General features: G+C 68.7%; 24 protein-coding genes. 12 read left to right on the forward strand and 12 right to left on the reverse strand.

Annotated elements, in window-relative coordinates; genetic code table 11:
• Positions 1-73 precede the first annotated feature (73 nt).
• On the reverse strand, positions 74-991 hold the full coding sequence (rarD, locus tag ACOZ38_RS02740) for an EamA family transporter RarD (protein WP_424528594.1): 918 nt from the start codon (positions 989-991) through the stop codon (positions 74-76).
• A 138-nt stretch (positions 992-1,129) separates the two neighbouring features.
• Between rarD and msrA the strand changes: the two genes are divergently transcribed.
• Complete coding sequence (gene msrA / locus ACOZ38_RS02745) at positions 1,130-1,792, forward strand: peptide-methionine (S)-S-oxide reductase MsrA (protein ID WP_424528596.1); 663 nt, start codon at positions 1,130-1,132, stop codon at positions 1,790-1,792.
• A 75-nt stretch (positions 1,793-1,867) separates the two neighbouring features.
• On the opposite strand, the gene ACOZ38_RS02750 is transcribed toward msrA, so the two are convergent.
• Positions 1,868-3,094, reverse strand: coding sequence for a phosphotransferase family protein (locus ACOZ38_RS02750; protein WP_424528598.1), 1,227 nt, complete (start codon positions 3,092-3,094; stop codon positions 1,868-1,870).
• A gap of 30 nt (positions 3,095-3,124) precedes the next feature.
• On the opposite strand from ACOZ38_RS02750, the gene ACOZ38_RS02755 reads away from it, so the two are divergent.
• Together ACOZ38_RS02755 and ACOZ38_RS02760 are read left to right on the forward strand one after the other, a co-directional pair.
• Positions 3,125-3,256, forward strand: coding sequence for a hypothetical protein (locus ACOZ38_RS02755; RefSeq protein WP_424528600.1), 132 nt, complete (start codon positions 3,125-3,127; stop codon positions 3,254-3,256).
• Positions 3,257-3,377: 121 nt separating this feature from the next.
• A complete protein-coding gene (locus ACOZ38_RS02760) occupies positions 3,378-3,524 on the forward strand; it encodes a hypothetical protein (protein WP_424528602.1) in 147 nt (48 codons plus the stop codon).
• Positions 3,525-3,852: 328 nt separating this feature from the next.
• Here the strand turns inward: ACOZ38_RS02760 and ACOZ38_RS02765 are convergent, their stop codons facing one another.
• Positions 3,853-6,105 carry a PxKF domain-containing protein gene (locus ACOZ38_RS02765; RefSeq protein ID WP_424528604.1) on the reverse strand — a complete coding sequence of 751 codons (2,253 nt, stop codon included), beginning with the start codon at positions 6,103-6,105 and terminating at the stop codon, positions 3,853-3,855.
• A gap of 932 nt (positions 6,106-7,037) precedes the next feature.
• Between ACOZ38_RS02765 and ACOZ38_RS02770 the strand changes: the two genes are divergently transcribed.
• Positions 7,038-7,553 (forward strand): TetR/AcrR family transcriptional regulator, encoded by a 516-nt coding sequence (locus ACOZ38_RS02770; protein ID WP_424536949.1) that lies wholly within the window; start codon positions 7,038-7,040, stop codon positions 7,551-7,553.
• Between the two features lie 139 nt (positions 7,554-7,692).
• Positions 7,693-8,586, forward strand: coding sequence for an SDR family NAD(P)-dependent oxidoreductase (locus ACOZ38_RS02775; RefSeq protein WP_424528606.1), 894 nt, complete (start codon positions 7,693-7,695; stop codon positions 8,584-8,586).
• A 78-nt stretch (positions 8,587-8,664) separates the two neighbouring features.
• Here the strand turns inward: ACOZ38_RS02775 and ACOZ38_RS02780 are convergent, their stop codons facing one another.
• Genes ACOZ38_RS02780 through ACOZ38_RS02790 form a run of 3 tightly spaced genes read right to left on the reverse strand, consistent with a single transcriptional unit; the run spans position 8,665 to position 11,275 of the window.
• On the reverse strand, positions 8,665-9,306 hold the full coding sequence (locus tag ACOZ38_RS02780) for a response regulator (protein ID WP_424528608.1): 642 nt from the start codon (positions 9,304-9,306) through the stop codon (positions 8,665-8,667).
• Positions 9,294-10,739: a sensor histidine kinase gene (locus ACOZ38_RS02785; protein WP_424528610.1), complete on the reverse strand. Its 1,446-nt coding sequence runs from the start codon at positions 10,737-10,739 to the stop codon at positions 9,294-9,296. The genes ACOZ38_RS02780 and ACOZ38_RS02785 overlap by 13 nt, the downstream gene beginning before the upstream one ends.
• Positions 10,697-11,275 carry a hypothetical protein gene (locus tag ACOZ38_RS02790; RefSeq protein ID WP_424528612.1) on the reverse strand — a complete coding sequence of 193 codons (579 nt, stop codon included), beginning with the start codon at positions 11,273-11,275 and terminating at the stop codon, positions 10,697-10,699. Before ACOZ38_RS02790 ends, ACOZ38_RS02785 begins: the two co-directional genes overlap by 43 nt.
• A 147-nt stretch (positions 11,276-11,422) precedes the next feature.
• On the opposite strand from ACOZ38_RS02790, the gene ACOZ38_RS02795 reads away from it, so the two are divergent.
• Positions 11,423-11,773 (forward strand): hypothetical protein, encoded by a 351-nt coding sequence (locus ACOZ38_RS02795; protein WP_424528614.1) that lies wholly within the window; start codon positions 11,423-11,425, stop codon positions 11,771-11,773.
• Positions 11,774-11,878: 105 nt separating this feature from the next.
• Entirely contained in the window at positions 11,879-12,583 is a 705-nt protein-coding gene (locus tag ACOZ38_RS02800) for a hypothetical protein (protein ID WP_424528616.1), read from the forward strand.
• Positions 12,584-12,611: 28 nt separating this feature from the next.
• Here ACOZ38_RS02800 and ACOZ38_RS02805 read toward each other — a convergent pair whose 3' ends face one another.
• Positions 12,612-13,478, reverse strand: a complete 867-nt coding sequence (locus ACOZ38_RS02805) for an alpha/beta fold hydrolase (protein ID WP_424528618.1) — start codon at positions 13,476-13,478, stop codon at positions 12,612-12,614.
• Positions 13,479-13,563: 85 nt separating this feature from the next.
• Here ACOZ38_RS02805 and ACOZ38_RS02810 point away from each other — a divergent pair, with 85 nt between their 5' ends.
• A complete protein-coding gene (locus ACOZ38_RS02810) occupies positions 13,564-14,037 on the forward strand; it encodes a MarR family winged helix-turn-helix transcriptional regulator (protein ID WP_405143687.1) in 474 nt (157 codons plus the stop codon).
• 116 nt (positions 14,038-14,153) lie between these two features.
• Here the strand turns inward: ACOZ38_RS02810 and ACOZ38_RS02815 are convergent, their stop codons facing one another.
• Positions 14,154-16,961 (reverse strand): LuxR C-terminal-related transcriptional regulator, encoded by a 2,808-nt coding sequence (locus ACOZ38_RS02815; RefSeq protein WP_424528620.1) that lies wholly within the window; start codon positions 16,959-16,961, stop codon positions 14,154-14,156.
• Between the two features lie 177 nt (positions 16,962-17,138).
• Here ACOZ38_RS02815 and ACOZ38_RS02820 point away from each other — a divergent pair, with 177 nt between their 5' ends.
• From ACOZ38_RS02820 to ACOZ38_RS02830, 3 genes are all read left to right on the forward strand, one after another.
• Positions 17,139-17,495, forward strand: coding sequence for a VOC family protein (locus tag ACOZ38_RS02820; RefSeq protein ID WP_405143690.1), 357 nt, complete (start codon positions 17,139-17,141; stop codon positions 17,493-17,495).
• A gap of 81 nt (positions 17,496-17,576) precedes the next feature.
• Entirely contained in the window at positions 17,577-18,188 is a 612-nt protein-coding gene (locus tag ACOZ38_RS02825; protein ID WP_424528622.1) for a glyoxalase, read from the forward strand.
• A gap of 166 nt (positions 18,189-18,354) precedes the next feature.
• The gene (locus tag ACOZ38_RS02830; RefSeq protein WP_424528624.1) at positions 18,355-18,807 is read left to right on the forward strand and encodes an iron chaperone; all 453 of its coding nucleotides are present in this window, start codon (positions 18,355-18,357) and stop codon (positions 18,805-18,807) included.
• Between the two features lie 549 nt (positions 18,808-19,356).
• Here ACOZ38_RS02830 and lgt read toward each other — a convergent pair.
• Together lgt and ACOZ38_RS02840 are read right to left on the reverse strand one after the other, a co-directional pair.
• Positions 19,357-20,253: a prolipoprotein diacylglyceryl transferase gene (gene lgt / locus ACOZ38_RS02835; protein ID WP_424528626.1), complete on the reverse strand. Its 897-nt coding sequence runs from the start codon at positions 20,251-20,253 to the stop codon at positions 19,357-19,359.
• 499 nt (positions 20,254-20,752) lie between these two features.
• Positions 20,753-21,631, reverse strand: a complete 879-nt coding sequence (locus tag ACOZ38_RS02840) for a sigma-70 family RNA polymerase sigma factor (RefSeq protein ID WP_424528628.1) — start codon at positions 21,629-21,631, stop codon at positions 20,753-20,755.
• Between the two features lie 83 nt (positions 21,632-21,714).
• Between ACOZ38_RS02840 and ACOZ38_RS02845 the strand changes: the two genes are divergently transcribed.
• Positions 21,715-22,164 (forward strand): carboxymuconolactone decarboxylase family protein, encoded by a 450-nt coding sequence (locus ACOZ38_RS02845; protein WP_424528630.1) that lies wholly within the window; start codon positions 21,715-21,717, stop codon positions 22,162-22,164.
• 438 nt (positions 22,165-22,602) lie between these two features.
• Here the strand turns inward: ACOZ38_RS02845 and ACOZ38_RS02850 are convergent, their stop codons facing one another.
• Together ACOZ38_RS02850 and katG are read right to left on the reverse strand one after the other, a co-directional pair.
• Positions 22,603-23,274 (reverse strand): lytic polysaccharide monooxygenase auxiliary activity family 9 protein, encoded by a 672-nt coding sequence (locus tag ACOZ38_RS02850; RefSeq protein ID WP_424528632.1) that lies wholly within the window; start codon positions 23,272-23,274, stop codon positions 22,603-22,605.
• Between the two features lie 698 nt (positions 23,275-23,972).
• Positions 23,973-26,204 (reverse strand): catalase/peroxidase HPI, encoded by a 2,232-nt coding sequence (katG, locus tag ACOZ38_RS02855; protein ID WP_424528634.1) that lies wholly within the window; start codon positions 26,202-26,204, stop codon positions 23,973-23,975.
• Positions 26,205-26,223 lie beyond the last annotated feature (19 nt).

Raw genomic sequence — 26,223 nt, forward strand, 5'->3', positions numbered from 1 at the left:
CGGCCGGCCGGTGGGGTCCCTCGTACGGCCGAGGAGGTATGCGCGGTCCGCCGGATACGTCCGGCGACGTAGCTCAGACGGTTTCGAGGGCGGGAGTCGCGCTGGCGGCGCGCCGGACGGTGTGGGCGTTGTGCAGCCCTTCCCAGCTGAAGACGGCCAGGGCGAGCCAGATGATCGTGAAACCGGCCCAGCGGCTGGGCGGCATGGTCTCGTGGGCCACCAGCACACCGCAGAGGAACTGCAGGATGGGCGCGATGTACTGCAGAAGCCCGATCACCGTGAGCGGGACGCGGATCGCGGCGGCGGTGAAGCACATGAGCGGGACCGCCGTCACCAGACCCGCGCCCACCAGCAGCGCGGCATGGCCGAGCCCCTCGTTGCCGAAGGTGGAGGTCCCCTGGGCCTGCAGGAACACCAGGTACGCCAGGGCCGGCAGCAGCAGGACCAGGGTCTCCACCGTCAGGCTCTCGGCCGCTCCCACGTTGGCGGACTTCTTGATCAGGCCGTACGTTCCGAAGCTGACCGCGAGCACCAGGGCGATCCACGGCGGCCGGCCGTAGTCCACGGTCAGGACGACGACGGCGAGGGCGCCGAGCCCCACCGCCACCCACTGCCACCGGCGCAGCCGCTCCCGGAAGATCATCACGCCGAACAGCACGCTCACCAGAGGGTTGATGAAGTACCCGAGCGCGCTCTCGACCACGTGGCCGGCGTTCACCGCGTAGATGTAGACGCCCCAGTTCACCGAGACGACCACGGCGGCGAGGGCGAGCAGGAGCAGCTTTCTGGGCTGCCCGGCGAGTTCGCGGAACCAGGACCAGTGGCGCCTCACGGCCAGCACGGCGATGACCGCCACCAGCGACCAGACCATGCGGTGAGCAAGGATCTCCACCGCCCCGGAAGGCTTGAGCAGCGGCCAGTAGAGGGGGAAGAGGCCCCACATGGCATAGGCGGCGATGCCGTACAAGACCCCACGGCGCGAATCAGGCATGTAACCCATTTTCACTGCTGACAGCCTTTACCACAAATAAGTAGGTCTTTGTCCTCTCTTAAGCGATGCTTACCTGAGGAACAACGGGGACGGCCCAGTGGTTGGGCTCTCTGCAAGGCTGTCTGACGGAGGTTCGCGATGGGCTGGCTCTTCGGCAAGAACAAGACTTCGATGGTGACCGCGGACGAGGCGCTCCCCGGACGTACGGTGACGATGCCCGTGCCCGCGCGGCACGCGGTGCTCGACGCCCCCCTCGCCGGGCCGTACCCCGAGGGGACCGAGATCGCCGAGTTCGGGCTCGGCTGTTTCTGGGGCGCCGAGCGCAAGTTCTGGCAGACCCCGGGCGTAGTGTCCACATCGGTCGGCTACCAGGGTGGCCACACCCCGAACCCGACATACGAGGAAGTGTGCACCGGGCTCACCGGCCACACCGAGGTCGTCCGCGTCGTCTTCGACCCCAGCAAGGTGTCGTACGAGGAACTCCTCAAGGTCTTCTGGGAGGCGCACGACCCCACGCAGGGCATGCGCCAGGGCAACGACGTCGGCACGCAGTACCGCTCGGCCATCTACACCCACGGCCCGGCCCAGGAGAAGTCCGCCCTCGCGTCCCGCGACGCGTACCAGCAGGTCCTCACCTCAGCCGGCTATGACCCCATCACCACAGAAATCACCCCAGCCCCCCAGTTCTACTTCGCCGAGGACTATCACCAGCAATATTTGTACAAAGTACCCAACGGCTACTGCGGCATCGGCGGCACCGGCGTGGCCTGCCCGATCGGCCTAACGACCGGCGAGGCGTAGACCAGCGATTTCACGCAACATCCTGGCCCAGGGTCACCAGCTTGTCGGGTGTCGATCTTGGGCCAGGCCCTTTTGTCAATCTTCAGGTGATGGCTGTCGGATTGGCTTGGGGTGATGCTTTCCACCTGGCCTAGAACTCGTAGTCGATGTGGCCGCTCGCTCGCAGCCGGTTGACCTGTTCGGTACGCGGCCAGGACGATCAACCACCAGCTGAGCGTGCTGTTCGGGTTCTACGAGTGGGCCTGTACGGCGGATCTGGGGCCGCTGGTGAACCCGGTGCCGGCGCAGCGATCCCGCTCGGGTGGCCGGGTGGATGCCCACCGCAACCCGATGGACAGCTTCGTTGTGCACACTGTCACTCGAGCAGCGCCTCGAGCTCCGGAAGTCGGCCGAACATGTCGGGGAGGCCGCGCACGCCGTTGCGCAAGGACTCGTGCGACAGCGCGAGGTCAGGGCCGGTGCTCGCCTCGACACCGGCGAGGCAGCGGAGGATGTTCCACCTCGTGAACCCAGCCAGCCGCCGATCATGAACACGAACCAGCTTGGACCCGACGGCGGCAGCGCTCCGCCCCCTGCGACGTAGCCGTCGAGGACCGAGCGGAAGATGGTCGGCTCGATGTCGTCGAAGCCAGGCCCCTTCGCGAGGCTCAGCGCGGTCGAGCCGAGCTCACTGGCCAGGTCGAGCATCCCCGAGAGCTCCCAGTCGAGCACCACCGGCCGACCGTCTCGAGCGAGCAGGTTCCACGGTTGGATGTCCTTGTGGGTCAGCACGACGGGGCCTGGCCGTTCGCAGGTGTCGACGAAGTGGGCAATCGCGAGGAACGTCTCGACGTGGGAGACGAGTTCGTCGGCCCACGGCTGTCCGGTCGCCGCCGCCCGCTCGGCGAGCTCGGGCCAGTCCCGTGACGTCGGGTCCTCGATCGACACGTGGGTCCACTCGACGTCGAGCGCGTGGATGCGCGCGAGGATCTCACCGATCTCGAACGCGTACGCCGCCGACACCGGTGCTTCGGGCACCTTCTCTCCCTCGACCCACCGGTGGACGAGCGTGTGGTGGCTGGCCGAGATCGGCTCTGGCATCGGGATGCCGGCAGCGAAGGCCGCCCGCTCGAACCTGAACACGTCCTCGACGTGGTAGGTCCAGCGGCGGTCGACGAGGTTCAACTCCTTCACCGCGAACGACCCCTGGTCGGTGTCGAGCCGGTACATCCGGTTGGCGAACCCGCCGTGGACGCGGATCATCGGCCCGATCGGCGCGCCGAGATGCGAAAGGTTGGAGGGCACGTCGTCGTCCGCGGTCACCCCACGCAATCTAGGGCTCGCAGTTCATCGATGCACCGGAATTTCCCTGGGACCACCGAGGCCGTCAAGGTCACCATGGACGAGAAGCTGATCGACGCGTGCGGCCGCCACGGCGACGACGAAGGCGGCGACTGGTGGTCCGGGATCTCGGTGCCCCAGTGACGCGTCCGGCGACACCGGGTTATCCCCGATCGACTACGAACAACGAATCATGACCGCCAGAGCAAGGCCTCAGAAGGCCATCGCCGCATAGAGACGTCTCCACGATTTCAGGGGATTGCCAGTGCCAGAACTGACCGCAGCCATGGAGACCTCCGGGGAATTATTGCCTCAAGCAGAGGTCTACCACCAGCAATATTTGTACGAAGTACCCAACGGCTACTGCGGCATCGGCGGCGCCAATGTCAACGCAGGTGGCCCATCTGCGTGATGTCCTACTGGGCTGACGACCTCTTCGGAGGAGTAGTCCTGAAGATGAGACCTTCGGCGGCTTCGGCTGCTCGGGGTCTCTTGCGAATCCGCTGATCATGCGCCGCGTGCAGCTGGGGTAGTCGGCGGCGACGAGCGCCGCCGCAAATGGTGGTAACCAGATCTTGATGGGTTCCAGATTCGGCCAGCGGACAGCCATTCGTAGGAGTTCAAGACGGCTTTCCAGCGGATGACCCAGCGGGGACACTCTGTCCCCTCCGATCACCATGGTCCGGCCGGGGAGCGGGGCACGATGCCGGCTCCGTTCCCCGGCAGGGGTCGTATCGCGGTTACTTCAGGCTGATGGTGGTGAAGTGGCTGCTGCCGTCATTGAGCGTCAGCTCGAACGTACGGCAGGTGCCGGACCAGCTCTTGTCGGTCTTCCATACGTAGGTGTACTGACCATCTTCGTAGCTGAGCTTCGAGTTCCCGGGGCCGCTGGTCGGCTCGGACGCACCGGTCGCCTTCCCGGTGTCGCAGGCCACCGGCTGGGAGACCGGGTAGCCGGCGGCGATGACGCCCAGGCCACGGTTACCGCCGAGGCCGAACTTGATCGGTACGGCGCTGTTGGCCTTGCCGTTCATCGTCTCCGGGAAGTAGGCCTTCCAGGGATAGGCGACCTGGTAGGTGACCTTCTTGTCGGCTGCGTTGCCGGCCTTGTCGGTGGCGTTCACGGTGAACTCGTGGAAGCCCACGGTGGAGGTGTCGAGCGCGCTGCCGTCGGGCACCGTGCCGACACAGGTGGCAACCCCGGCCAGGTTGTCATCGCACCGGTAGGATGCGGTCGCGGCCGTCCCGAGCTCGAAGACCGCGCCATCGGTGGGCCTGGCGAGGGAGATCGTCGGCTTCGTGAGGTCGACGGTCATCTTCACCGCCTGGTCACCGGCGATCGACACACCCCGCTCGTTCGCCACCCGGCCGTCGACGGTGGTGGTGAAGTCACAGGTGGCGTGCGGGAGCACCGCCTGCAGCCGGCCGTCGGCGCCGGTGGTGCCCAGGTCACGCAGACCGTTGCCGCAGTCGGCCCGTACCGGCGCCCCGGCCAGCGGCTGATCGCCGTCGGAGACCGCGGACACCGTCACCGCGTTCAGCGCGTTGTGCGCCACCGCGCCGCCCACGACGTCAAGGGTGATCTGCAGCCGCTCGGGGCTGATGTTGTCCATCGTGTCCGTCGGCTTGTGGTACTGCGGCTCGGTGACGTACGTCCCACCGGTCGGACCGCAGACGGCCGGCGGGGCCGGCGGGCGGTAGTCGAGCCAGATGAACAGCGAGGACGGGATGCCCACGTCGAAAAACGCCTGGTGGTCGCTCTGCCCGAGCCTGCAGTTGCGCAGTCCGTCGAAACCGACGCGCGCGCCCGCGTTGTACGCCTCTTGGACCACGTAGTTCGACTGGCCGTTCGGGGTCAGCGCCCACAGCCGGGCCGGCTCGTACGGCGTGCCGACCATGTCCATCTGCCACTCGCCGACGAACCGCGCCTTCTCCGCCGCGGTCAGCGTGTTGACGTACGCCCTCGCGCCGAGGAGGCCGCCCTCCTCACCGCCGAAACCGCCGATCCGCAGTTCCTTGTCCAGCGGGTACTGGCTGAGGACCCGGGCGATCTCCAGCGAGACGCCGTTGCCCGAGGCGTCGTCGTGGGCGCCGGGGGCACCCAGCACCGAGTCGATGTGCGCGCCGACCATGACGATCGGAGCCTTGGTGCCGTCCGGGTCGCCGACCGCGTGCCGGATGCCGATGACGTTGGTGCCCATCGGGTTCACGTACTGGTTGGTCGTGACCCGCAGCGTCAGCGGGCCCTTGTCCAGAAGGCCCTTGATCCAGGTGGAGTGCGCGCTGCCGCCGCCCATCACCGGGATGTTCGGCTGGGCCGTGGTGAGCGTGAACGACGGCGGCGCGTTGTTGCCGGTCGCGTAGGCCAGGATGACCGCGACCGCGCCCTGGCTCGCCGCGTTGACCACGGCGGTGTTGCGGACCGACGCGGTGGTGCTGTAGTCCATCAGAACGATCTTGCCCGCGGTGTCGGCGGGGAAGTCCGCGGCGGACTGGCCGGTATTGGCGTAGACGACCTGTCCCTCCACCGCGGCGTCATTGCCAGTGAACTTCGCGCTGGTCGACGCGGCCATCTGCCAGTTCGGTCCTCCCGGCAGGTCGGCGTTCGGGGACGTGACCTTCGCGACGTTCTTGGTCGAGACCGGGCCCCATGACTGAAGGGTCGCATCGAAGCCGTAGGACTTCAGGATGCCGCCGATGTACTCCGCGCCCTCCCGCTCCTGTGGCGTGCCGTTCAGCCGCGGGCCGATGTTCACGGCGAGTTGCCGAATATGGTTGACGGAGTTGGCCGAGTCGAACTGGTCGATGATCTCGTGGTCGTAGTCCTTCAGCAGTGCGCTGGTCGCAGCGGCCGTCAGGCCCGCGCCTGACGATCCCTGGGCCGGGACACCGCCGATGGCGGCGGACACGGTTCCGAGGGCCAGCGCCGCCGCCAAGCCGCCGACGACGGTAAGTCGCCTGAGCCGACGGGGACGGTCGAATGAACTCCCCACAGAGAAACTCCCTGGTACTGGCGGACGTGGAGGTCCGCGCGGCGTCCTCGTCCTTGGGTCGCAAGGGGAGGACAAGATTCGCGATTAGTACCAGGATGGTAAAATAGGTGTCAATAGGTGCATTACCCTGACAAAGTTAACCGCTGTCGGTAATCTCGCCCCTTCCCGTTGAGGGAAGGGCCCGGTGACCCGCTGGCACCTACGGGCGCCGTACGAGCGTGACCGATTCCATGGCTGGGGATCGAAAGCGAGTTCCGGGGGATGGCGCCGGACACCAGAGTCCAGAGCCCCGCAATCGCGTACGGCCACGGAGAACTCGTCGGCCAACGTTGTATGAAGCCGGTGAGCCTCTGCATCCACGCCGGCAGTTCGCAGGCCAGCGCGACGACCTCCACCCAGATCTGGTTTCGGGTGAAGTCGTGCAGCGGCAGGTTGCGTAGGCCGGTGTCGTTGGCGGCGCGGGCGCCGTCCGGGAATGCGGCGTTGTCCGCCTTCTTCGCCGGGATGGCGGGTCAGGGTTCCGCGTGCCGGTCGAGGCCGAGCGGATACCGAATGGGTACTGCGGCATTGGCGGCACCAACGTCAAGGCAGGTGACCCATCCGAGTGGGGCGCCTGCCAGGCGAGCCTGGTGCCTGCCGAGGAGCAGATCCAAATCTTGCTCTACGGCTCGCGCTCAAGATGAGCATGTCCCAGGTCGCTCCGGTGGATGCGTACGCCCAACGCCCTGTCCGCTGGTCGGCCGCCATCTACCAGGAGGCGCGTGGGGAAGACTGAACGAGCGGCAGGGTCACTGCTCGCCTGGACGGGCGGCTGGGCACTCCCCTCGGCACCGCGCGGCGCTTGGACGGCAGGCCATTAGGCTGAGCCCGTGACACCCAATGCTGACCGTGGGACGGCGTTGCGCGCGGACGCTGCGCGCAACCGCGCACGGGTGTTGCAGGTCGCCAGGGAGCAGTTGGCCGCAGGTGACGACTCGCTCATGCTGAACACCATCGCCCGGCTCGCGGGAGTGGGTGTTGGGACCGTATACCGGCATTTCCCCAACCGGCACGCGCTGCTGGAAGCACTGTTGGCGGAACGCTTCCAGCAGCTTGTCCGTGAGGCGCAGGCCGCGGCGGCCGACGAGGATTCGCTCGCGGGTCTGCACCGCCTCCTGCGGTTCACTCTCGGACGCGCGCTGGACGATGCCGGGTTCGCGGCGGTGCTCGGATCCGCCAGCGACGCCGACGCGCAGACCTCGGCGATGAAGGCCGAGCTTGACCGTGCCGTCGCGGAATTGCTCGACCGCGCCCGCCGTGCGGGGGCCATTCGGTATGGCATCGAGGCGGACGACGTCCGCCGCCTGCTCTGCGGCATCGAGCACGCGGTCCGCTCCGGCGACAATGACGCCAAGTACGCGGAGATCTACCTCGACGTTCTCCTTGAGGGTCTGCGCCCCCCGCGTTGACGGCAGTCCGGAACTCCCGGCTCGGACGTTCGCTGCCGCATGCCCAGCCTTACTAATCGGATAGTCATCCGCTTATGCTACGGTTCGAGCTGGAATCGGATAGCTATCCGCTAACGACCGGCCGGCGAAGGGTGGAGTCATGGGCAAACGGGCTGTGGTGACAGCGGGGACCGGGGGAATCGGCCTGGAGACCGCGATGGGGCTGGCGGCGATCGGTTACGCGGTGACCGTGGTGGGCCGGAACGCCGAGCGGGGCGCCCGCGCAGTCGAGCGGATCGACGCGGTGGCAGCCGGTCCGGAGGCGAGGTTCGTCGCCGCGGATCTCGCGTCGCTTGGTGCCGTACGAGCGCTCGCCGCCCGCCTCGCCGAGGAGGGGCCGTTGAACGTTCTGGTCAACAACGTCGGGGCGATGTTCGCAGACCGGCAACAGACGGTGGACGGGATCGAGGCGTCGTTCGCCGTGAACCACCTTTCCCCGTACCTGTTGACCGAACTGCTGCTGGAACCGCTCCGGGCCGGAGGGCAGAGCCGGATCGTGAGCGTCACCTCGGCTTCGGTCCGGGTCGCCAAACGCTCCTTCGGCGCCGTCGAGCCGCCTGGCGGCTACTACGGCTTCCACTGGTACGGTCGGGCGAAGCTCGCCAACCTCGCTTACACGCTGGATCTGGCGGAACGGCTGCGAGGCACGGGCATCTCGGTCTTCGCGGCCGATCCGGGCGGCGCGGCCACCGAGATGACCGACGGCACCATGCGGTCGCCCAAGATCGTCTCGCCGGGGCTGCGGGTGCTTTGGCCGCTGGTCCGGCGAACCTTCGAACGCGCCACGTCCGGCTCCGCGTCAGTGGCGGCACGGCCGTCGATCCTCGCCGCGGCCGACGCCTCACTCGACGGGCGGACCGGCCTTGTCATTGGGTCCGAGGCCCGTCCTGTCGCCCCCTTCGCCCCCGCCGCCGACCCACGAACGGCCAAGGCCGTCCTCAGGCTCAGCCGGCAGTTGGCCCCGCTCACTCCGCCTGCCAGCGTGATCGCATGAAGTGAACCGCTACCACCGGCAGTACGTGAACCAGTACCTGGGCGACTCATCGTCATGTTCCACCCCTCGTCGTCAGGCTCAGGGACGGTTGAGGTAGAGGAGGACGGCGAGCACACGGCGGTGGTCCTCCTCCGAGTTGGCCAGGCCGAGCTTGGCGAGAATCGAGCTGACATGGGTCTCCACCGTCCGGTCGGTCAGCCAGAGCCGCCGCGCGATGCCGACGTTCGTGCGGCCCTCCGCCATCAGCGCCAGCACCTCACGCTCTCGCGCGCTCAGCGACGCCAGAGGGTCGGCGGCCCGGCGTGCGCCGATGAGGCGCGAGACGACCTCGGGGTCGAGGGCGGAGCCCCCGGCCGCCACCCGCTGCAGCGAGTCGAAGAAGTCCTCAACGTCGAAGACCCGGTCCTTGAGCATGTAGCCGAACCTCCCGCGGGACACCAGGTCGACGGAGTGCCGGGTCTCGACGTGCTGGGAGAGCAGGACGATGCCGAGCTCCGGGTGGGTGTCGCGGATCCGCCGGGCCGCCCGGGCGCCGTCGTCGGTGAGATCGGGCGGCATCCGGATATCGATGATCACTAGATCGGGGTTCGCGGGCGTGACGGCGGCGATCAGCCCCGGGGCGTCCTGTGCCTTGGCCACGACCTCGTGCCCGGCGTCGGAGAGCAGGCGGGCCAGTCCCTCCCTGAACAGGGCGGAGTCTTCGCCGATCACAACGCGCACGGCAGCACCGCCTCGACCAGGGTGCCCCCGCCCGCCGGGCTGGACAGCCGTAACGCGCCACCGGCCGCCTGCACCCTGTCGGCGAGGCCCGCCAGACCGGTCCCCGGACGTATCTCGGCTCCCCCGGGCCCGTCGTCGCTGACCCGTACGGTGACCCGATCGCCGGCCCGGCTGACGCGGACTCCGATCGTGGCAGGTCCGGCGTGCTTGACCGCGTTGGTCATCGCCTCGCTCGCGACGTAGTAGGCGGTCATCGCCACGTCATCGGGCAGGTCGTCGGCCGCCACGTCGAGCGTCACGGAGACCGGCACCTTGCCGGCCAGCATGACCAGTGCGTTGCCGAGCCCGTCGTCGAGGTTGCTCGGCCGCAGGCCGTACGCGATCTGCCGCAGCTCGGTGACCGCGAGGGCCAGCTCCGCCACCCACTGGTCCAGCAGACCGTCGACGTCGACCGTGCTGTCGTCGAGGTGGCGCTGCGCCAGCCGGATCGCCATGCCGAGGGAGACCAGGCGCTGCTGCGCCCCATCGTGCAGGTCGCGTTCGAGCCGCCGCCGCTCCTCGTATCCGGCGTGCAGCAGCCGAGCGCGGCTGGCCTCGGCCTCATCGAGCGCCCGGCTCACCTCGATTCGCAGCCGGACCACCTCGATGAGCAGCGCGCCGGCGGAGGCCGCCTCGCGCAGGAGCTCCCGGGTGGCGGCTCTACCGCGCACGATGGCGCCGATGTCGTGGCCGCCGAGCCGTACCCGTGCGACGAGAGCGTCGCCGGGGTCGACCGGAGCGCCGGTCGCGTCGACCAGCCCGGACGCGCCGGGCAGCCGATAGCCGACGCGCACCGCCGGATCGCGCAGCGCGGTGCGCAGTGTCGCCTCCAGCTCCTCGGGCTGCGCCTGACCCGCGTGCGTACGGCCATGCAGGTCCTCGATGGCGGTCAGCACGGCCTGCCGGGCCGGGTAGAACCGGCGGTCGACCCAGCGCTGGAACCGTACGCGCAGAGGGGACAGCGCAGCGGCGCAGATGGCCGTGCCCGCGGCCGCGGCGACGGGTGAGCTCCGGCCGGCGCCGAGGCCCACCAGGAATGAGGCGGCCGTGTAGAAGCCGAGCAGGATCGCGGTCACCAGGCCGTAGGTGACGGCGGCGCTGATCGCGCGGTCGATGTCGTAGAGGTCGTGCCGCAACACGGCGATCGTTGTCGCCACCGGAATCGCCAGGGCCGTCGCCGCCAGGCCGACGAGCGCCAGCTCCGGCCCGTCCAGGAACAGGTAGCTCGCCCAGCAAAGCAGCAGCGTCAGCGGCAGGCAGGCGGCACCGAGCGCGAACCACTTGAGCTGTGCCCGCTTCACCTCGTCGGTCGCCCTCCGGTAGCGGAGCACCACCGCCGTCGCGGACGCGATCAACAACCCGAGGAAGACCGGCAACAGCGCAACGCCCGCCACCCGCAGCACCGGCAGGTAGGGCGCCGGGAGCCGGAAAGGTGCGGCGTGGGCTCGAAGGGCGGTGGGTAGGGACTCGGATCGAACGCTGTGATCAGCATGAAAAGCACCGGAACGACCAGCAACCCGGTGACCGCCGAGCGCCACCGCCGCCCCGGCAGGCGTCCGTCCGGAAACACCAGCATGAGCAGTGCCGCCGGCACGTACAGGAACATCCAGTCGCCTTGCGACAGGGCCACATACAGCTCGGAGAACGGCAGATCCGGCCGTCGGGTGATGGCCGACGCGTACAGATCACCGACTGTGGCCCACACCGCCATCGTGCCGACCAGCACGAGCAGCGAGCCGACCACGCTGTCAGGACGCCGGACGGCGACCACCATCCCGAGCACCGCGGAGGGCAGCGCCAACGTCGTGCCGGCCGCGAACCCCGTCGTGGCGCCTCCATCGCCGCCGATCACGGCCAGCACCACCCCGCTGCCCGCCAGCACGCCCATCAAGGCCGCCAGGGCGAACGCGAACAGACGGGGGGTGGCCACAGCTACACGGTAGGGGCCCGGGATCGCCTGGTGAATACGTGCCAGTACGGAGATCAGTCCCGCGCCGGCCCGGATCCGCTGACCGTGCCGGCGCGCCGAGACTGCGGAATCGGCACATTCCCCCCGCTCCACTCACAGGAGAACCACATGAAGCGCTCCCGTCTTCTCGTCGTCGGGCTGATCCTGGGCGGCCTGCTCGGCCTCATGGATGTGGTCTCGCTGCCGTTCGGCGACGGCGAGCACCCCCCGTTCGCGGTGGCCGTCGCAGGGGCGGTACTCGGGCTGATCACCTTGGTCGGCGTCGCGCTGGCCTGGCGCGGCAGCCGAGCCGGCGCGGTCGCTGTGATCGTCGCCAGGCTGCTGTCGGGGCTGACCGCCGTACCCGCGTTCTTCGCCGACGGGGTCCCCGCTGAGGCGATGGGTGCCGCCGCGGTCGGCGTCGTGCTCACCCTCGGCTGCATCGCACTGGTCGCGCCGGCGCTGCGGTCCCTCAGCTGATCTTGTCGCTCTCGCCCGCACGCCTCTCCTGGGCGCCGCCCGGGCGGCACCTGAATCCACCCCGCATCCACCACGGCATGCATGCTTCACCACCCGAGGAGAATCATGGAAACGTCCGTCCCGCCTTCCGAACTGCCCTCCGAGAGGTCTGCGCCGGTTGGTCCGCCGCGCACTCGCAGCGTCCCGCTCGCCCTGGCGCTGTTCACCGCACCATGGGGATTCGTCGTCGCCAACAGCGCCTACGCGTGGGCCACCCGCGCCGGAGGAAGCGACAGCACCGGTGCAGGGGCGCTCGCTCTGGCGGCGGCCTACCCCGGCCTGTATCGCCTCAGTACCGTCGCCGCGATGCTGGCGAGTCTGCTCATGGTCCCGGCGGTCCTCGGCGTCAAGCGACTCGTGGTGGTCGGGAGCCCGAAACTTGGCTCCGTCGGAGCGGCACTAACGGCCGGCGGATACGTCTGCTACTTCGCGATCGCCTTCACCGGAATCATCGACATCGCCATGGCTGAGCGCGGCGGCCCGCTCTCGGATTACGCGGCCGTCCTCGACAGCAGCCAAAGCGACGCATCGACCCTGTGGGTGTTTCTCCTCTTCGTGCTGGGCAACCTGGTCGGCACGCTGCTGCTCGGCTTGGCCCTCCTCCGTAGCCGCACGATCCCGCTCTGGGCAGCCGCCGCGGTCCTCGCGTGGCCTCCGCTGCATGTGATCGGGCTCGTGGTCGGCAGCGAGTGGTTCGAGGTCGCGGGTGCCGTCTCGCAGGCGGTCGGCCTGGCCGTAGTCGGCCTGCGCCTCCTGGCCGCACCTCGGTGACCTGGCGTAGCACTCGCGAATCGCCCTCTCAAGTCGCCGTCCTGTCGAGAAAACCGACGACGCGGGTGTTGAGGTCGGCGGCCTCGTGCCATGGCATCGCGTGGTGGGAGAGGCCCGGCAGCACCGCGGTCTCCGCGTGCGGCAGGAGACGCGCGACGGCGGATGCGACGCGGCGAGGGATGTGGGCCCTGCTGCGTCCGGCGAGGAGCACCAGAGTCCGCGTCGTGAGTGTGCGCAGCAGCCCGGGCTCGGGCCGCTTCCCGGTCACGACTTTCACATGCGGGAACTCCGCGGCCAGGCCGTACAGCCGCAGCCAGGCGGGGTCGGCTTCCGCGCCGTCGGTCTCCCACGCCAGGAAGGCTCGCGCGCGCGAGGCCGTCGGCCGGATGAGGGACGGCAGCGCGCGCGCCAGATATCCCACCCGGAATCCACCGAAACACTGCGTCGGATCGAGGAGAACGAGCCGCCGGACCCGCTGGGGCGCGTGGAGGCCGTACGTCAGGGCGATCCACCCGCCGTAGGAGTGCCCGCACACGGCGGTGCTCCCGATCCCGAGCCCGTCGAGCACCCCGTCCAGCCAGTCGAGCAGGTCGGGGACGTTGCGAGGGGGCCGTTCGCCCCGGATGCTCCGTCCCGGCTCGCCGATGCGGTCCACGGCGTACACCCGATGCCGGCGTGCGAGTTCGGCGACGTTGGCGAACCACGTCGCCGCGGTGGTGCCACCGCCGTGCAACAGGACCAGCGGCGGGCTATTCGCTGGTCCGCACGCGTTCACCCGTGTCGTGCCGTACGCCGACGGCAGGTCGATCGGTTCAACCTGGACCGGCCAGCGCTCCAGGACCGCGTCATAGGCGGCGAGGAAGGCCGCGTTCGCCCCGTGACTGTCATCGGACATGCCTCACCTCGACAAGTAACTCGCTCATCAATAGTCTCGCTGAACGAGATATTGTCAACCATGGCGATGGCCAGGACGGAGGAAGGTGGCGGACGACGTGCACGAACAGGACGCCGGGATGCGAGTGGTGCACCTGCTGCGCGCCATCACCGTGGAACTCGACCGGATCGGGGAGGGATTCGCCGCCCGGCACGCGCTCCATCCGACCGATGTGCGTGCGCTCATCTGCCTCCTGGATGCCGCCCGCACGGGCGCGCCCGCCACCCCGGGAATGCTGGGGGCGCACCTCGGCCTCAACTCCGCGGGCACCACGGCGGTGATCGACCGTCTGGAAAGACTTGGTCACGTGCGCCGGGAACGCGACACCCAAGACCGTCGGCGTGTGCTGCTGAAAGTGGATGAGAGCGCCGTCGCGCTCGGATGGAGCTTCTTCGGTCCGCTCATCCATGAGATCGTCGCCGTCATGGGACGGTTCGACGCCGCGGACCAGGCGACCATCGAGCGCTTCCTCGGCGGCGTTCACGAGGCCGTCACCCGGCAACGAACCAGCCAGGAGTAGCACTTGCGGCGTTCCCTCCTAGGTACTTCAAGGTAGCCAACGGCTACTACGGTCTCGGGGGCACCGGCGTCAGTCACCTTGCGGCTGGTCTCTCGCCGCGATGACCACAACCGAGGTCAGCTCTGGTGTTGGGGTGGGGCCATCGGGGCGAGGCCGAGATCAGCGAGCGCGGCGGCGCCGCAGACGGCATGGTCGCCGCCGGCGAGCACCAGGGTCCGTGCCGACTGGTACCGGCAGCCGGCGGCGTCGAAGGCGTCTACCGTGGCGAGCAGTCGCTCCTGGTCATTGTCGAGCAGTGCTTCGGCACGCTCCACGATGGCACTGGCGACCGGGTTTCCGGCCGTGATGGTCCGTGCGTCGGCCAGGCGGTCGCGAGCGTCGGGGCTCCCGGCGAGCACGGTGGCCTCTGCGCGTAGCGCCACGTACCAGTGAAGCCAGATCCAGGTGACCCACTTCCACACCTGCCTGGGCTCGGGGGCCATCCGCTCCAGCGCCTCCGATGCCTGTCCGTGGTGCAGCAGAAGCATCGCGTCGAAGACCGCCCCGTAGCCGTAGGTTTGTTCCGGAGGGGTGCCGAACTGGTCCAGGACCGTCTCCCATTCGCGCCGGGCGTCGTGGTCGTCGCGCAGGCCGTAGATCATCATCACTGCCACCACCGCCGGGCCGAGGGCTGACCTGGCAGGGCTGCCGGCCCGCCGCCACGCGTCGAGGAACCGGACGCTGCCAGTGAGCACCTGGTCAACGTTGCCCGCCAACGCGTCGGCGACCAGCAGCCAGCTCATGGCGCGGTGGCCGACCTCGGCCAGCAACGGATGATCTGCGAGTTGCCGTGCCCACCGGCGAGCCCCTGGTAGATCACCGGTGCCGAGGCTGGCCTCGGCGGCCTCACCGAGCGCCTCGATCAGCTCGTGGGTAGCGGCCGGCGTATTCGGTGTGGACGACAGCAACGTGATCCGGCGCCGGGCCGTGGCGGCGGCGGCGAACGTGTCACCGGACCAGCTCAGGGCACCGGTCAGCACATCGAGCGCGGCGGATTCGGCGAGTGGATCACCCGCACGGTGGGTCAGTTCGACAGCCCGTTTGGCACGCGCGATCGTCTCTGGTGCGGATTTGTCGGGTTGACCCTGGACGGCACCGACCGCGTCGTTGAGCGCCCGCCCTGCCTCGGCCAACGCCACCATGGCCTGTGCTGCCGGGTCCTCACGGGCCAGTTCCCGCGCCTGGGCGATGAACGCGACCGTCTCCTCCGATGGCAGCTTCCGCGCGAACTTGCCCAAGAACCGGTACGCGTTGGTGGCGATGGTCGCCAAGTCACAGGCGGCGCCGGCGGTGTCCCCGGTGCGGCGGGCGGCTTCCGTGGCCGCGAGGTGGAGGCGGTACATGTCATCACCACGCATCCGGCATCCGGCCACGGCCGCAGCATGCCGGAGCATCGACGCGGTGGTGGCGGGATCGTCGGCGAGCGCGGCGGCCTGCTCATAACGCCCCTGGGATTCGCCGACCAGGTGACGGGTGAAAGTCAGCTCCGCCAGGTACCGGGCGAGGCGGCAGGCATCCGCGCGCTGCTCCGGCCGGTCGGCCGCCCAGGCCAGGGCGGCGCGGAGATCGTCCGTAACCGCGTCGAACCGGGCCCGCCAGCCCGCTCCCACCACCACCAGGTCGGCGGCCTTGGCCAGGCACCAGCGAAGGTGCCGGGATCGTATCTCGACCAGCTCACCGGCCTCGGTGAGCCGCTCCGTCCCGTACTGTCGGATGGTCTCCAACGCCCGATAGCCGGTCCCGCTCGGGCAGGCCGTCACCACCAGCAGGCTCTGTTCGGCGAGCCGGGCCAGTCCGTCGGCGACAACGCCTTCCTGGGACCCGGTGACATCCGCCGCCGCGGCAGCGGTGAACGGCGCCACGAACACCGACACCTGGCGCAGCAGCGCCCGGTCGGCCGGCTCCAGCAGGGCATGGCTCCAGTCCAGCGCCGCCCGCACCGAGCGATGCCGGTCTTCGGCACGGGAGCCGCCGGTGAGCATCCGGAGCGGGTGGGACAGGGCGGCGGTGATGCCGTCCAGTCCGAGGGTGGGACACCGGGCGGCGGCCAGTTCGATCGCCAGCGCCATCCCGTCCACCCGCTCGCAGATAGCGGCGATCTGGTCGAACAGTGGAGGATCCAGCGGCCGGCCGACCGCCGCCGCCCGTTCCTTGAACAACGCGACCGCGTCCGACTCGCCGTCGACGGCCAGCGACAGCGGTGGCACCTGATACACCCGTTCGAACGGCACCATCAGCCGGGCCCGGCTGGTCGCCAGCACCGTCACTCGAGGGCACGCCGCGAGCAGCCGCTCGAGGAACAGCGCCACCCCGTCCCGTACCTGCTCGCAGTTGTCCAACACCAGCAAGGTATGACGGTCGGCCAGCGCGGCGACCACGGACTCGGTCATGTCTCGGCCAGGCTGCTCGCCGAGGCCGAGCGCACCGGCGACCGCGGCCGCGACCATACCCGGGTCGGTAACCGGCACCAGATCGACGAACCACACCCCATCGGCGTACGCATCGGCCGCGTCCGCGGCCACTGTCAACGCGAGCCGGGTCTTGCCCACTCCGCCGGGACCGACCGCGGTCACCTGCCGGTACGCCTTGATCAGCTCGGTCAGCTCGGCCCGCTCGCTCACCCGGCCGATGAACGAGGTCAGTGGGGCCGGCAGGACCGGCGATGCCCCGTGAGACTCGTCGTCGGCGCGGGCGAACTCGGCCACTCGCCCGGCGAGCGCCCGCCGATCCGGCACCTCCAGCTTGCGCAGCAGCGAGGAGATGTGGCTCTCCACGGTACGCACCGAGATGCACAGCCGTGCCCCGATCTCGGCATTGCTGAAATGCTGCCCGACCAGTTCCAGCACCTCGGCCTCCCGAGGCGAAATATCCACTATCGCTGCCACTGTCCCAGTCTGCCGCAAACACTCCATGTCCCATCCGTAGCGGCCACCGTTCTCGATCCGTGTTCTCGATCCGTGGGCGGTTCCGTGGTCGCCACGGATGCGGACCGGTCGGGCCGGGCGAAAAGCTGTGAACACGTACACGGCGGGTCGATCTGACCCACGACTACAGGAGTGACCATGACCGGCTCTTCCACCCGGGGAATCAAGACTGTGCTGCACCCCGTGTCCGACCTGGCGAAGGCCAGGGCGGTGTATGCGGCCCTGCTCGGTATCCCGCCGCAGACCGACTCGTCCTACTACGTCGGCTTCGAGGCCGAGGGCCAGCACATCGGGCTGGTGCCGGGCGGTGGACCGCAGGGCATGACCTCGCCGGTGGCCTACTGGCACGTGCCGGACATCGAGGCGACGCTGGCCGAGGTGACCGCCGCGGGGGCCACCGTGAAGGAGGCCGCGCACGAGGTCGGTGGCGGCCGCCTGGTGGCCACCGTCATCGACCCCGATGGCAACGTCCTCGGGCTCCTGCAGGACCGGTGAGCGCCGGACCTGTATCTGCCATGTGCGCGGCATGACGGCCGCCGGAAAGACGACAAACCCACCTCGCTCAAAGGACCTGCCATGACCTCCTTCGCATCCATCACCCTGGAAGTTCCGGACCCCACGGCCGCGGACGCCTTCTACAAAGCCTTCGGTCTGGACCCTTACGTGAACGTACGCGCCTCGGACGCGCCGACGACCGGCTTCCGTGGGTTCGCGCTGTCCCTCGTGGTGTCCCAGCCGGGCAACGTCGACGCCTTCATCGGCGCCGCCCTCGACGCCGGCGCCACGACGCTGAGGCCGGCCACGAAGGGGTTCTGGGGCTACGGCGGCGTCGTACGCGCCCCGGACGGGACGATCTGCAAGGTCGCGACCTCGAAGAAGAAGGACACCGGCCCTGCCGCACGGCACATCGACCAGGTCGCGCTCCTGTTGGGAGTGGCGGACGTCAAGGCGAGCAAGCGGTTCTATGTTGACCGCGGCCTGGCCGTGGCGAAGAGCTTCGGCGGCAAGTATGTCGAGTTCGACACCCCGTCGTCGGCCGTCACGCTGGCGCTCTACCCACGCCGCGCCCTGGCCAAGGACACCGGTGTCTCCCAGGAGGGCACGGGATCGCACCGGCTCGTGATCGGCAGCGACGCCGGGCCCTTCACCGACCCGGACGGGTTCGCATGGGAGGCCGCATCCGTCTGAGGCGGGCGGCAGGCGACCTCGACAGCATCCTCACGCAGGTACAGGCCGCTGGTGCCGAGTCATGACAGGAAACCGACAGCGCCTCCGGTGACACCGACCGAGTAGAGGACCATCAGGTCCTTCTACAAGACTCCGAATATCAAGATCTTCAAAGGGGAAGTCTGCCATGAGCAACGCCGAAAGTAGCACGTACGAGGGATTCACGGCCGAGGAGCGGGCCGCGATGAAGGAGCACGCCCAAGAGCAGAAGAAGGCAGCGCGCCGCGGCTCGCGGGCGGACAAGGCGGCGGAGGCGGAGCGGGACGTGCTTGCGAAGATCGCCGAGATGCAGGACTCGGACCGGGTCATGGCCGAGCGCGTCCATGCCGTCGTCAAAGCCAGCGCTCCGGTCCTGGAGCCGAAGCTCTGGTACGGGATGCCCGCCTATGCGCTGAACGGCAAAATCGTCTGCTTCTTCCAGAGCGCGGCGAAGTTCAAGGCGCGCTACGCGACGCTCGGGTTCAACGACCCGGCGAAGCTGGACGAGGGCCCGATGTGGCCGACCGCTTTCGCCCTGACCGAGGTGACGGCCGAGGTGGAGGCGCGTATCAGTGCGCTCGTGAAGCAGGCGGTGAGCTGAGGCGCGCCCGGTGCGGCAGCCGTGGCCGGCCTACTTGCCTAACCTGACTTGACGACCTTCAAGTGGCTGACCAGCTAGATCGCTTGACAACCCTGGATAACGGTGGCCCCGGCAACGACTGTCACCAGCAGTACTTGTATCGGAACCCCAACGGCTACTGCGGGATAGGGGGCACCGGCGTCAACGCAGGTGACCCTTCGGCCTGGTGGCCGCCCGGACTGACTGCGGCTCCTGAGATTGCGGAGAAGTAGTAGACACGGGCGAGACCCTCGACAGCCTTACGGTCGCTCGAGGGTCTCTTTGTTGGCCAGGGACACGACGGAGCCAATGCCGGGATGGGCACGATGAGCCGGTCTTCGCGGAGCGTGCGGAGACCTTGCGGATGAGGACTGGCGCGATGTGACCGTATGAGGCGCCGATGCTGTACGCGTTGCTGTACCAGCAACCTCGTCCGATGACCCGCCCTCGTAATTCGGCGCCAAGCGGCAAATACCTGAAGTGTGCACTTGCCACAACAGTATTCGGGAGTCTTACGGCATGTTGGTCGCGTCAGGTGCTCTCGGTCGGATCGGAGGCCTGCCCGCCGTTCTCCTCGTGCGAGGCCTTGTGTTGTGAGGCCGGCACCACGATCTGTTCGGTGTCCTTGTTACGGGTCACCCAGAGATAGACCAGCGCGCCGATGAACAGCACGATCGAGGTCCACTGGTTGATCCGCAGCCCCAGGAGCGACACCGCGTGGTCCACTCCGCCCACCGGGTCTATCCGCAGCCCCTCGATCCAGAACCGCCCGAACGTGTAGCCGGCGACGTAGAGGGCGAACAGGCGGCCGTGGCGCAGCGTGAACCGCCTGCCGGCCAGGATCAGTCCGAAACCGAGCGCCGCGTCCCACAGCGACTCGTACAGGAACGTCGGGTGGTAGAGCACGCCTGGCTCGCCGCCGTGCGCCTGGTCGATCTCCAGGCCCCACGGCAACGTGGTTGGACTGCCGTACAGCTCCTGGTTGAACCAGTTGCCCCAGCGGGCGATCGCCTGCCCGAATGCGATGCTGGGCGCGACCGTGTCGGCCACGGCGCCCAGAGACAGCCCCCGGCGGCGGCAGGCCAGCCACATGCCCACGCCTCCCAGGGCGACCGCGCCCCAGATGCTGAGCCCGCCTTCCCAGATGAACAGCGCCCGGTAGGGCTCCTTGATCGCGCGCGGGCCGAAGTAGGTCTGCCAGTCGGTGATGACGTGGTAGAGGCGAGCGCCGATCAGGCCGAAGATCACTGCGGGGAACGCGATGTCGCTGATCGTGCCCTTCTCGCCGCCGCGGGCGCGCCAGCGGCGCTCGCTGAGCCAGATGCCGAAGGCGATCGCGAGGACGAAGCACAATGCGTAGGCCCGGATCGGGATGAATCCGAGATACCAGACCCCTTCGGAAGGGCTGGGAATCGAGGCAAGGGGCATGCCGGTGAGGCTAGTCAACGTGAGGCCACTTGGCCGCCTTCGTGACCTGATCGCGAACCTTCTGCGACGTGACGTGGCGTAGACGAACCGGTGCGGCATTCGACGGCGGCCTTGATACGGTCCTCTGCCGTGCTGGGCTTGCTACCAGAAACGCCGTCCGATGCCGGCGACGGCCATCGCCTCGCGCCTGGGGCCCGCGCCGCGAGTACACGTCAGCGACCTGCCGGCCTCGGTGCTCGACCAGCGCCCGACAGTCGGCTTCCTGACGGGCGACGTCCAGTGCGGCACCCGCACGATCCTGGCTGATACGGCACTGGGCCAAAGAAGCCAGTAGCGCTCCTCCCAGCCCGGGGCTAGGGCCGGTACGGACTTCGGATCTTCAAACGGTTGAATCTTCGGATCCACAAGATGGCTCCGTATAGGCGAAGGAGCTTGCAGTGCACAAATCTCATGCAGTACCGCCACCCGCCCGCACTGTGGCGACCGGCTCGGCAGTGACTCACCCCGGCTCCGGCAGGCTCATCGACGCGAGCCTGGCCGGGTCGGTCACGACCGTGATGCCGGCGATCCGGCCGTCGACGATGGTGAACGCGATGACCGAGAGTGGGGTGCCGTCCTCGCGCCACGATACGAACCCGGGAAGGCCGTTGACGAGCACCGCTCGCCCTCGTGCGGCTGCGCCGGCGGACAACTGCGCGCCAGCGGCGACCTTGGTGGCGCCGAGGGTGACGACCACACCGTTGGGGGTGCCGACGGTCAGCTTCACCTCGGGGTCGAGTACGCGCAGCAGCCCTTCGAAGTCGCCGCGGCGAGCTGCCGCCAGGTAGGCCTGGACGACCTGTCGCTGCTCCCGTCCGGTGGCCGTCGGCCGCTCGGTCGCCTGCACCTTCCTGCGGGCGCGGCTGGCGAGCATCTTGGTGGCGTCGGTGGACTTGCCGAGGATCTGGCCGATCTCGTCGAACGGCACCGCGAACAGGTCGTGCAGCACGAACGCCAGTCGCTCGCTCGGCCCGAGCGATTCGAGGACGACGAGGAGCGCGAGCCCGACCGAGTCAGCGAGCGCCACCTCGTCCTCTAGCGCAGGGCTGTCGTCGACCGTCACGACGAGCTCGGACAGCCGGTCGTCGTAGGACGCCTCAGGGTGGGCTTGGCGTGATCGCAGGACATCGAGGCTGATCCGGCCGACCACTGTGGTCAGCCAGCCGGCGAAGTTGTGGATGGTCGCCGTGTCCTGGCGGGAGAGCCGCAGCCAGGCCTCCTGGACCACGTCCTCGGCGTCGGCGTGCGATCCGAGCATGCGGTAGGCGACCGCGCGCAGCCGGTCGCGCTGGGCCTCGAACGCCTCGGCCACCGGGTCCGTCGGGCTGGTGTCGGACATGTTGTTACCTTCCTCGGATCTGCTCCGTCATGGGTGATGACGAGCCCGGATGGGCGCAGGTAACCGATGAAGGGGCAAGGCCCATGGAAGCACGTATGAAGAGCAAGGCGAACGCCGACGTGATGACGGCGATCCAGCACTTGTACAAGGCGATTCACGCCAGCGGCGTCGACCCGCGCGTACTCGGACTGGTCCACCTGCGGGCCAGCCAGATCAACGGCTGCAGCCCATGCGTGTTCGCCGGGATCGAGTCGGCCAAGAAGCACGGAGAGACCGACGAGCGGCTGCACAACGTGGTCGCCTGGCGCGAGGCGCCGTTCTTCACCGAGGCGGAGCGGGCAGCGCTCGCGCTGACCGAGGCCGCCACCCGGATCCAGGACGGCGCGCCGGGCGTGACCGACGAGATCTGGGCCGCCGCCGCAGCCCACTTCGACGACAAGCAGCTGTCCGCGCTCAACCTGGAGATCGCGCTGACCAACTTCTTCAACCGGATCAACCGCACGATTCGGGAGCAGGCCGGCAAGACCTGGTGAGCTGGGCGGGGCGTCATCCATCCGGAGGCCGCGCCTCCCGAGGCAAGGGATGACGCCCCGATGGCAAGAGGTCGAAGGCATGAACCCCTGTACGGAATGGAGACCAGGGGATTTGCCTCCGTGGCACTGAGTGATCCAGCCCCCCGTAGCCTGGACTGGCAGCTGGTTGTCTGATTTGGCTCGTATTGGTCGTCCAGGCTGTCCGGAGCTGGGAGCGAGATGAGCCCTGGCCTGCGGCTACGAGCTTGCCGAGGTTTCTCTCGGCGCTGTCCGCTCCTGGGCTGCTTCAGTAGCAGGAGGTCCAGCCATAGGGCCGAGCCGAGCGGAAAGACCGTCAAGATCGTTGGGGCTGATGTCCTTGGGCCGCCAAGGCGGCTGCCCGAGTGAGGGGCCCGCCGGAGCGCGGCCGGCGGGCCCGGTGTGAGGATCAGGGCAGGATCAGCCCACGAAGTTCACGTCGCTGCACATGAAGAACGTCTGGTCCATGTGCGAGGCCTGCCAGATCATGTAGACCACGGCGCGGCCGCTGCGCCCCGAGGTGCTCAGGTTGACCGAGTAGTACTGGCCGGGGCTGTACTTCCCGGTCTTGGTGAGCAATTGCAGATCGTTCCAGGTGAGTGCCTGACGGGTGGGGTCGAAACCCTGACGGGTGACGTAGACGAGGAGATAGTCGGCGCCGTGGCCGGCCTGGTCCCACAGCTTGACGGCGAAGTTGTTGCGGATGTCTTTCGCCTTCCACGCGCCGGGTACGTCCAGCGCGTTGTAGCGGCCGTTCTCGGCGTGTCCGCCGCTGCACAGCTGGCCGTTCGGGATCGCGGCCTGGAAGTTGCCGCCGAGGTACATGCGGTAGAGCCCGTTCCAGTTCCACATGGCCGTCGTGTCGGCCTGCCACGCCTGCCAGCACATGGGATCCTGCTGCGCCATGGCCGGGTTCTGGAAGTCGCTCCCCCAGCGCAGCCAGCAGCCGTAGTGGCGGGAGGCCGGGTCCACAAGCGAGCCGTGAGCGGAGGCGGCGCCGGCCCAGGTCACCAGGCAGGCCACTATGGCGGTCAGCAGAGCCGTGGTACGGACGGCCCAGCGACGGGCCCGGACATGAGGATGTGAATGCACGTTGGGTCTCCGATCTTCCGCGTGATCCGAGTTGCAGGAGCGCTCCCAAATGCGTCGCCGCGACAGTAACTGACCAGACTTAGTTTGGATAATTCACCAACAAAGTCAGAGCGGCTCCATACTGGGTCCAACATGATCGAAGTGGCGATGACCTGGCCATTCAACGGGCATGGTAGGCATCGCGATGGCTGCCCAACCCTGTACCTTTCAGACCTGACCGGCATCCGGTCAGGTGAAGGGCCTGCCGGCCGCCGGCGACGCCCGACCCATCGGCCCACCCTGACGTAAAGGGCGGGCCCTGGTGGGAAATGGCCTTCGCTGCGCTCGGACAGTGCCTTGTCTGGGCTCCGGCTCAATCCTGGCCGCCGAGACCGAAACTCCGTGCCGGAGACGGTGACGGGCGCCGTCGGAGACCGCCGAGTCCACACCACCCACGTCAGAATCAGTGCAGCGTCGGGCTGCCCTGGACCTTGGCGGAGCCGTTGTAGACGCCATGGGCGTAGTGGAGCCAGGCGGCCAGCAGTTCACGGTCGATCAGTGCCTGAACCGGACGGGCTGAGGAAGTGCGGAAGCCATCGAGACTGGTCCACGCGGTGACGACGGGCGAGTGTCAGGGTGTCGCCGACCCCGTACCATCGGAGATCCTTCGGACTGAGGACGTCCAGGTCGGCCGGCGCGGGCCGACCTGGACGTCATGATCAGACGAGGTCGAACCGGTCGAGGTTCATCACCTTGTCCCACGCCGCGACGAATTCGTTCACGAACTTCTCCTTCGCGTCGTCGCTCGCGTAGACCTCCGCGAGCGCGCGCAGCTCGGAGTTCGACCCGAAGACGAGGTCGGCACGGCTGCCGGTCCACTTGACCTCGCCCGTGGCGGCGTCGCGACCCTCGAACGTGTTCGCGTCCTCGGACGTCGCCTTCCAAGTCGTGCCCAGGTCGAGCAGGTTGACGAAGAAGTCGTTGGTCAGAGACCCGGGGGTCGTGGTGAAGACACCGAGCGGCGACTGCTGGTAGTTCGCGCCCAGGACGCGGAGGCCACCGACGAGGACCGTCATCTCGGGGGCGCTCAGGCTCAGCAGGTTCGCCCGGTCGATCAGCAGGTACTCAGCCGGCAGCCGGTTGCCCTTCCCGAGGTAGTTGCGGAACCCGTCGGCGGTCGGCTCGAGCGCGGCGAACGACTCCACGTCGGTCTGCTCCTGCGACACGTCCGCGCGGCCCGGCGTGAAGGGGACCTTGACGTCGAAGCCGGCGTCCTTGGCGGCCTGCTCGACGGCCGCACCACCAGCGAGCACGATCAGGTCGGCGAGCGAGACCTGCTTGCCGCCGGTCTGCGCGGCGTTGAAGGCCTCCTGGATCCCCTCCAGGGTGCGCAGCACCGTCGCCAGCTGGTCAGGGGCGTTGACCTCCCACCCGTTCTGCGGCTCAAGGCGGATGCGCGCACCGTTGGCGCCGCCGCGCTTGTCGCTGCCACGGAAGGACGAGGCCGACGCCCACGCGGTGGACACGAGCTGGGACACCGACAGGCCCGAGGCGAGGATCCGGCCCTTGAGGGAGGCGATGTCCTCAGCGTCGACGAGTTCGTGCGTCACCGCGGGGAGGGGGTCCTGCCACAGCAGCGTCTCGGTCGGGACCTCCGGGCCGAGGTAGCGCACGATCGGACCCATGTCGCGGTGGGTCAGCTTGTACCACGCCCGGGCGAAGGCGTCCGCGAACTCGTCGGGGTTGTCGAGGAAGCGTCGCGAGATCTGCTCGTAGACCGGGTCCACGCGGAGCGCGAGGTCGGTCGTCAGCATCGTCGGCGCGTGGCTCTTCGACGGGTCGTGGGCGTCGGGGACGGTACCCGCCCCGGCGCCGTCCTTCGGCTTCCACTGGTGCGCGCCGGCGGGGCTCTTGCTCAGCTCCCACTCGTAGCCGAACAGGATCTCGAAGAAGCTGTTGTCCCACGTCACCGGGGTGTTCGTCCACGCACCCTCGAGACCGCTGGTGATCGTGTCGCCGCCCTTGCCGGTGCCATAGGTGTTCTTCCAGCCGAGGCCCTGCTCCTCGATCGGGGCAGCCTCGGGATCGGCGCCGACGTGATCCGCCGGGCCCGCACCGTGGGTCTTGCCGAAGGTGTGACCGCCCGCGATCAGGGCGACCGTCTCCTCGTCGTTCATCGCCATCCGGCGGAACGTCTCACGGATGTCGCGGGCCGAGGCGAGCGGGTCCGGGTTGCCGTTCGGGCCCTCCGGGTTGACATAGATCAGGCCCATCTGGACCGCGGCGAGGGGGTTCTCAAGCTCCCGGTCGCCGGTGTAGCGCTCATCGCCGAGCCAGGTGGACTCGGGACCCCAGTAGACGTCCTCGTCGGGCTCCCAGACGTCCTCACGACCGCCGGCGAAGCCGAAGGTCTTGAAGCCCATCGACTCCAGGGCGACGTTGCCGGCGAGGATCATGAGGTCGCCCCACGAGAGCTTCTGGCCGTACTTCTTCTTGACCGGCCACAGCAGGCGGCGGGCCTTGTCGAGGTTCCCGTTGTCCGGCCAGCTGTTGAGGGGGGCGAAGCGCTGCTGGCCGGCCCCGGCGCCGCCGCGGCCGTCGCTGATCCGATAGGTGCCCGCGCTGTGCCACGCCATCCGAATGATGAACGGCCCGTAGTTGCCGTAGTCGGCCGGCCACCAGTCCTGCGAGGTCGTCAGCACCTCCGCGATGTCCCGCTTCACGGCCGCGAGGTCGAGGGCCTTGAACGCCTCGGCGTAGTTGAACTCCTCGCCGAGGGGGTTGGCCACGGCGGGGTTCTTGGCGAGGATCTTCAGGTTGAGCCGCTCCTGCCACCACTGGCGGTTCCCGCCACCCTGGGTCGGGTGCGGGGCGCGCTCGTGCGCGACCGGGCAGCCACCTCCGCCCTCCGTCTTCGCGTCTACGACGATTGCATCATGGTTCTCGGACATGGGAATCCTTCCGGACTAG

It is taken from the genome of Sphaerisporangium viridialbum (genome assembly GCF_049674955.1).
Taxonomy (GTDB): domain Bacteria; phylum Actinomycetota; class Actinomycetes; order Streptosporangiales; family Streptosporangiaceae; genus Sphaerisporangium; species Sphaerisporangium viridialbum.

Bases quoted from the DNA above. Each gene is read 5' to 3' on its own strand.
- ACOZ38_RS02805 (WP_424528618.1), bottom strand. From the start codon at position 13,478: ATGTCCGATGACAGTCACGGGGCGAACGCGGCCTTCCTCGCCGCCTAT.
- ACOZ38_RS02830 (WP_424528624.1), top strand. From the start codon at position 18,355: ATGAGCAACGCCGAAAGTAGCACGTACGAGGGATTCACGGCCGAGGAG.
- ACOZ38_RS02775 (WP_424528606.1), top strand. From the start codon at position 7,693: ATGGGCAAACGGGCTGTGGTGACAGCGGGGACCGGGGGAATCGGCCTG.
- ACOZ38_RS02755 (WP_424528600.1), top strand. From the start codon at position 3,125: ATGCACCGGAATTTCCCTGGGACCACCGAGGCCGTCAAGGTCACCATG.
- ACOZ38_RS02820 (WP_405143690.1), top strand. From the start codon at position 17,139: ATGACCGGCTCTTCCACCCGGGGAATCAAGACTGTGCTGCACCCCGTG.
- rarD (WP_424528594.1), bottom strand. From the start codon at position 991: ATGCCTGATTCGCGCCGTGGGGTCTTGTACGGCATCGCCGCCTATGCC.
- ACOZ38_RS02840 (WP_424528628.1), bottom strand. From the start codon at position 21,631: ATGTCCGACACCAGCCCGACGGACCCGGTGGCCGAGGCGTTCGAGGCC.
- ACOZ38_RS02800 (WP_424528616.1), top strand. From the start codon at position 11,879: ATGGAAACGTCCGTCCCGCCTTCCGAACTGCCCTCCGAGAGGTCTGCG.
- katG (WP_424528634.1), bottom strand. From the start codon at position 26,204: ATGTCCGAGAACCATGATGCAATCGTCGTAGACGCGAAGACGGAGGGC.
- lgt (WP_424528626.1), bottom strand. From the start codon at position 20,253: ATGCCCCTTGCCTCGATTCCCAGCCCTTCCGAAGGGGTCTGGTATCTC.
- ACOZ38_RS02845 (WP_424528630.1), top strand. From the start codon at position 21,715: ATGGAAGCACGTATGAAGAGCAAGGCGAACGCCGACGTGATGACGGCG.
- ACOZ38_RS02825 (WP_424528622.1), top strand. From the start codon at position 17,577: ATGACCTCCTTCGCATCCATCACCCTGGAAGTTCCGGACCCCACGGCC.
- msrA (WP_424528596.1), top strand. From the start codon at position 1,130: ATGGGCTGGCTCTTCGGCAAGAACAAGACTTCGATGGTGACCGCGGAC.
- ACOZ38_RS02795 (WP_424528614.1), top strand. From the start codon at position 11,423: ATGAAGCGCTCCCGTCTTCTCGTCGTCGGGCTGATCCTGGGCGGCCTG.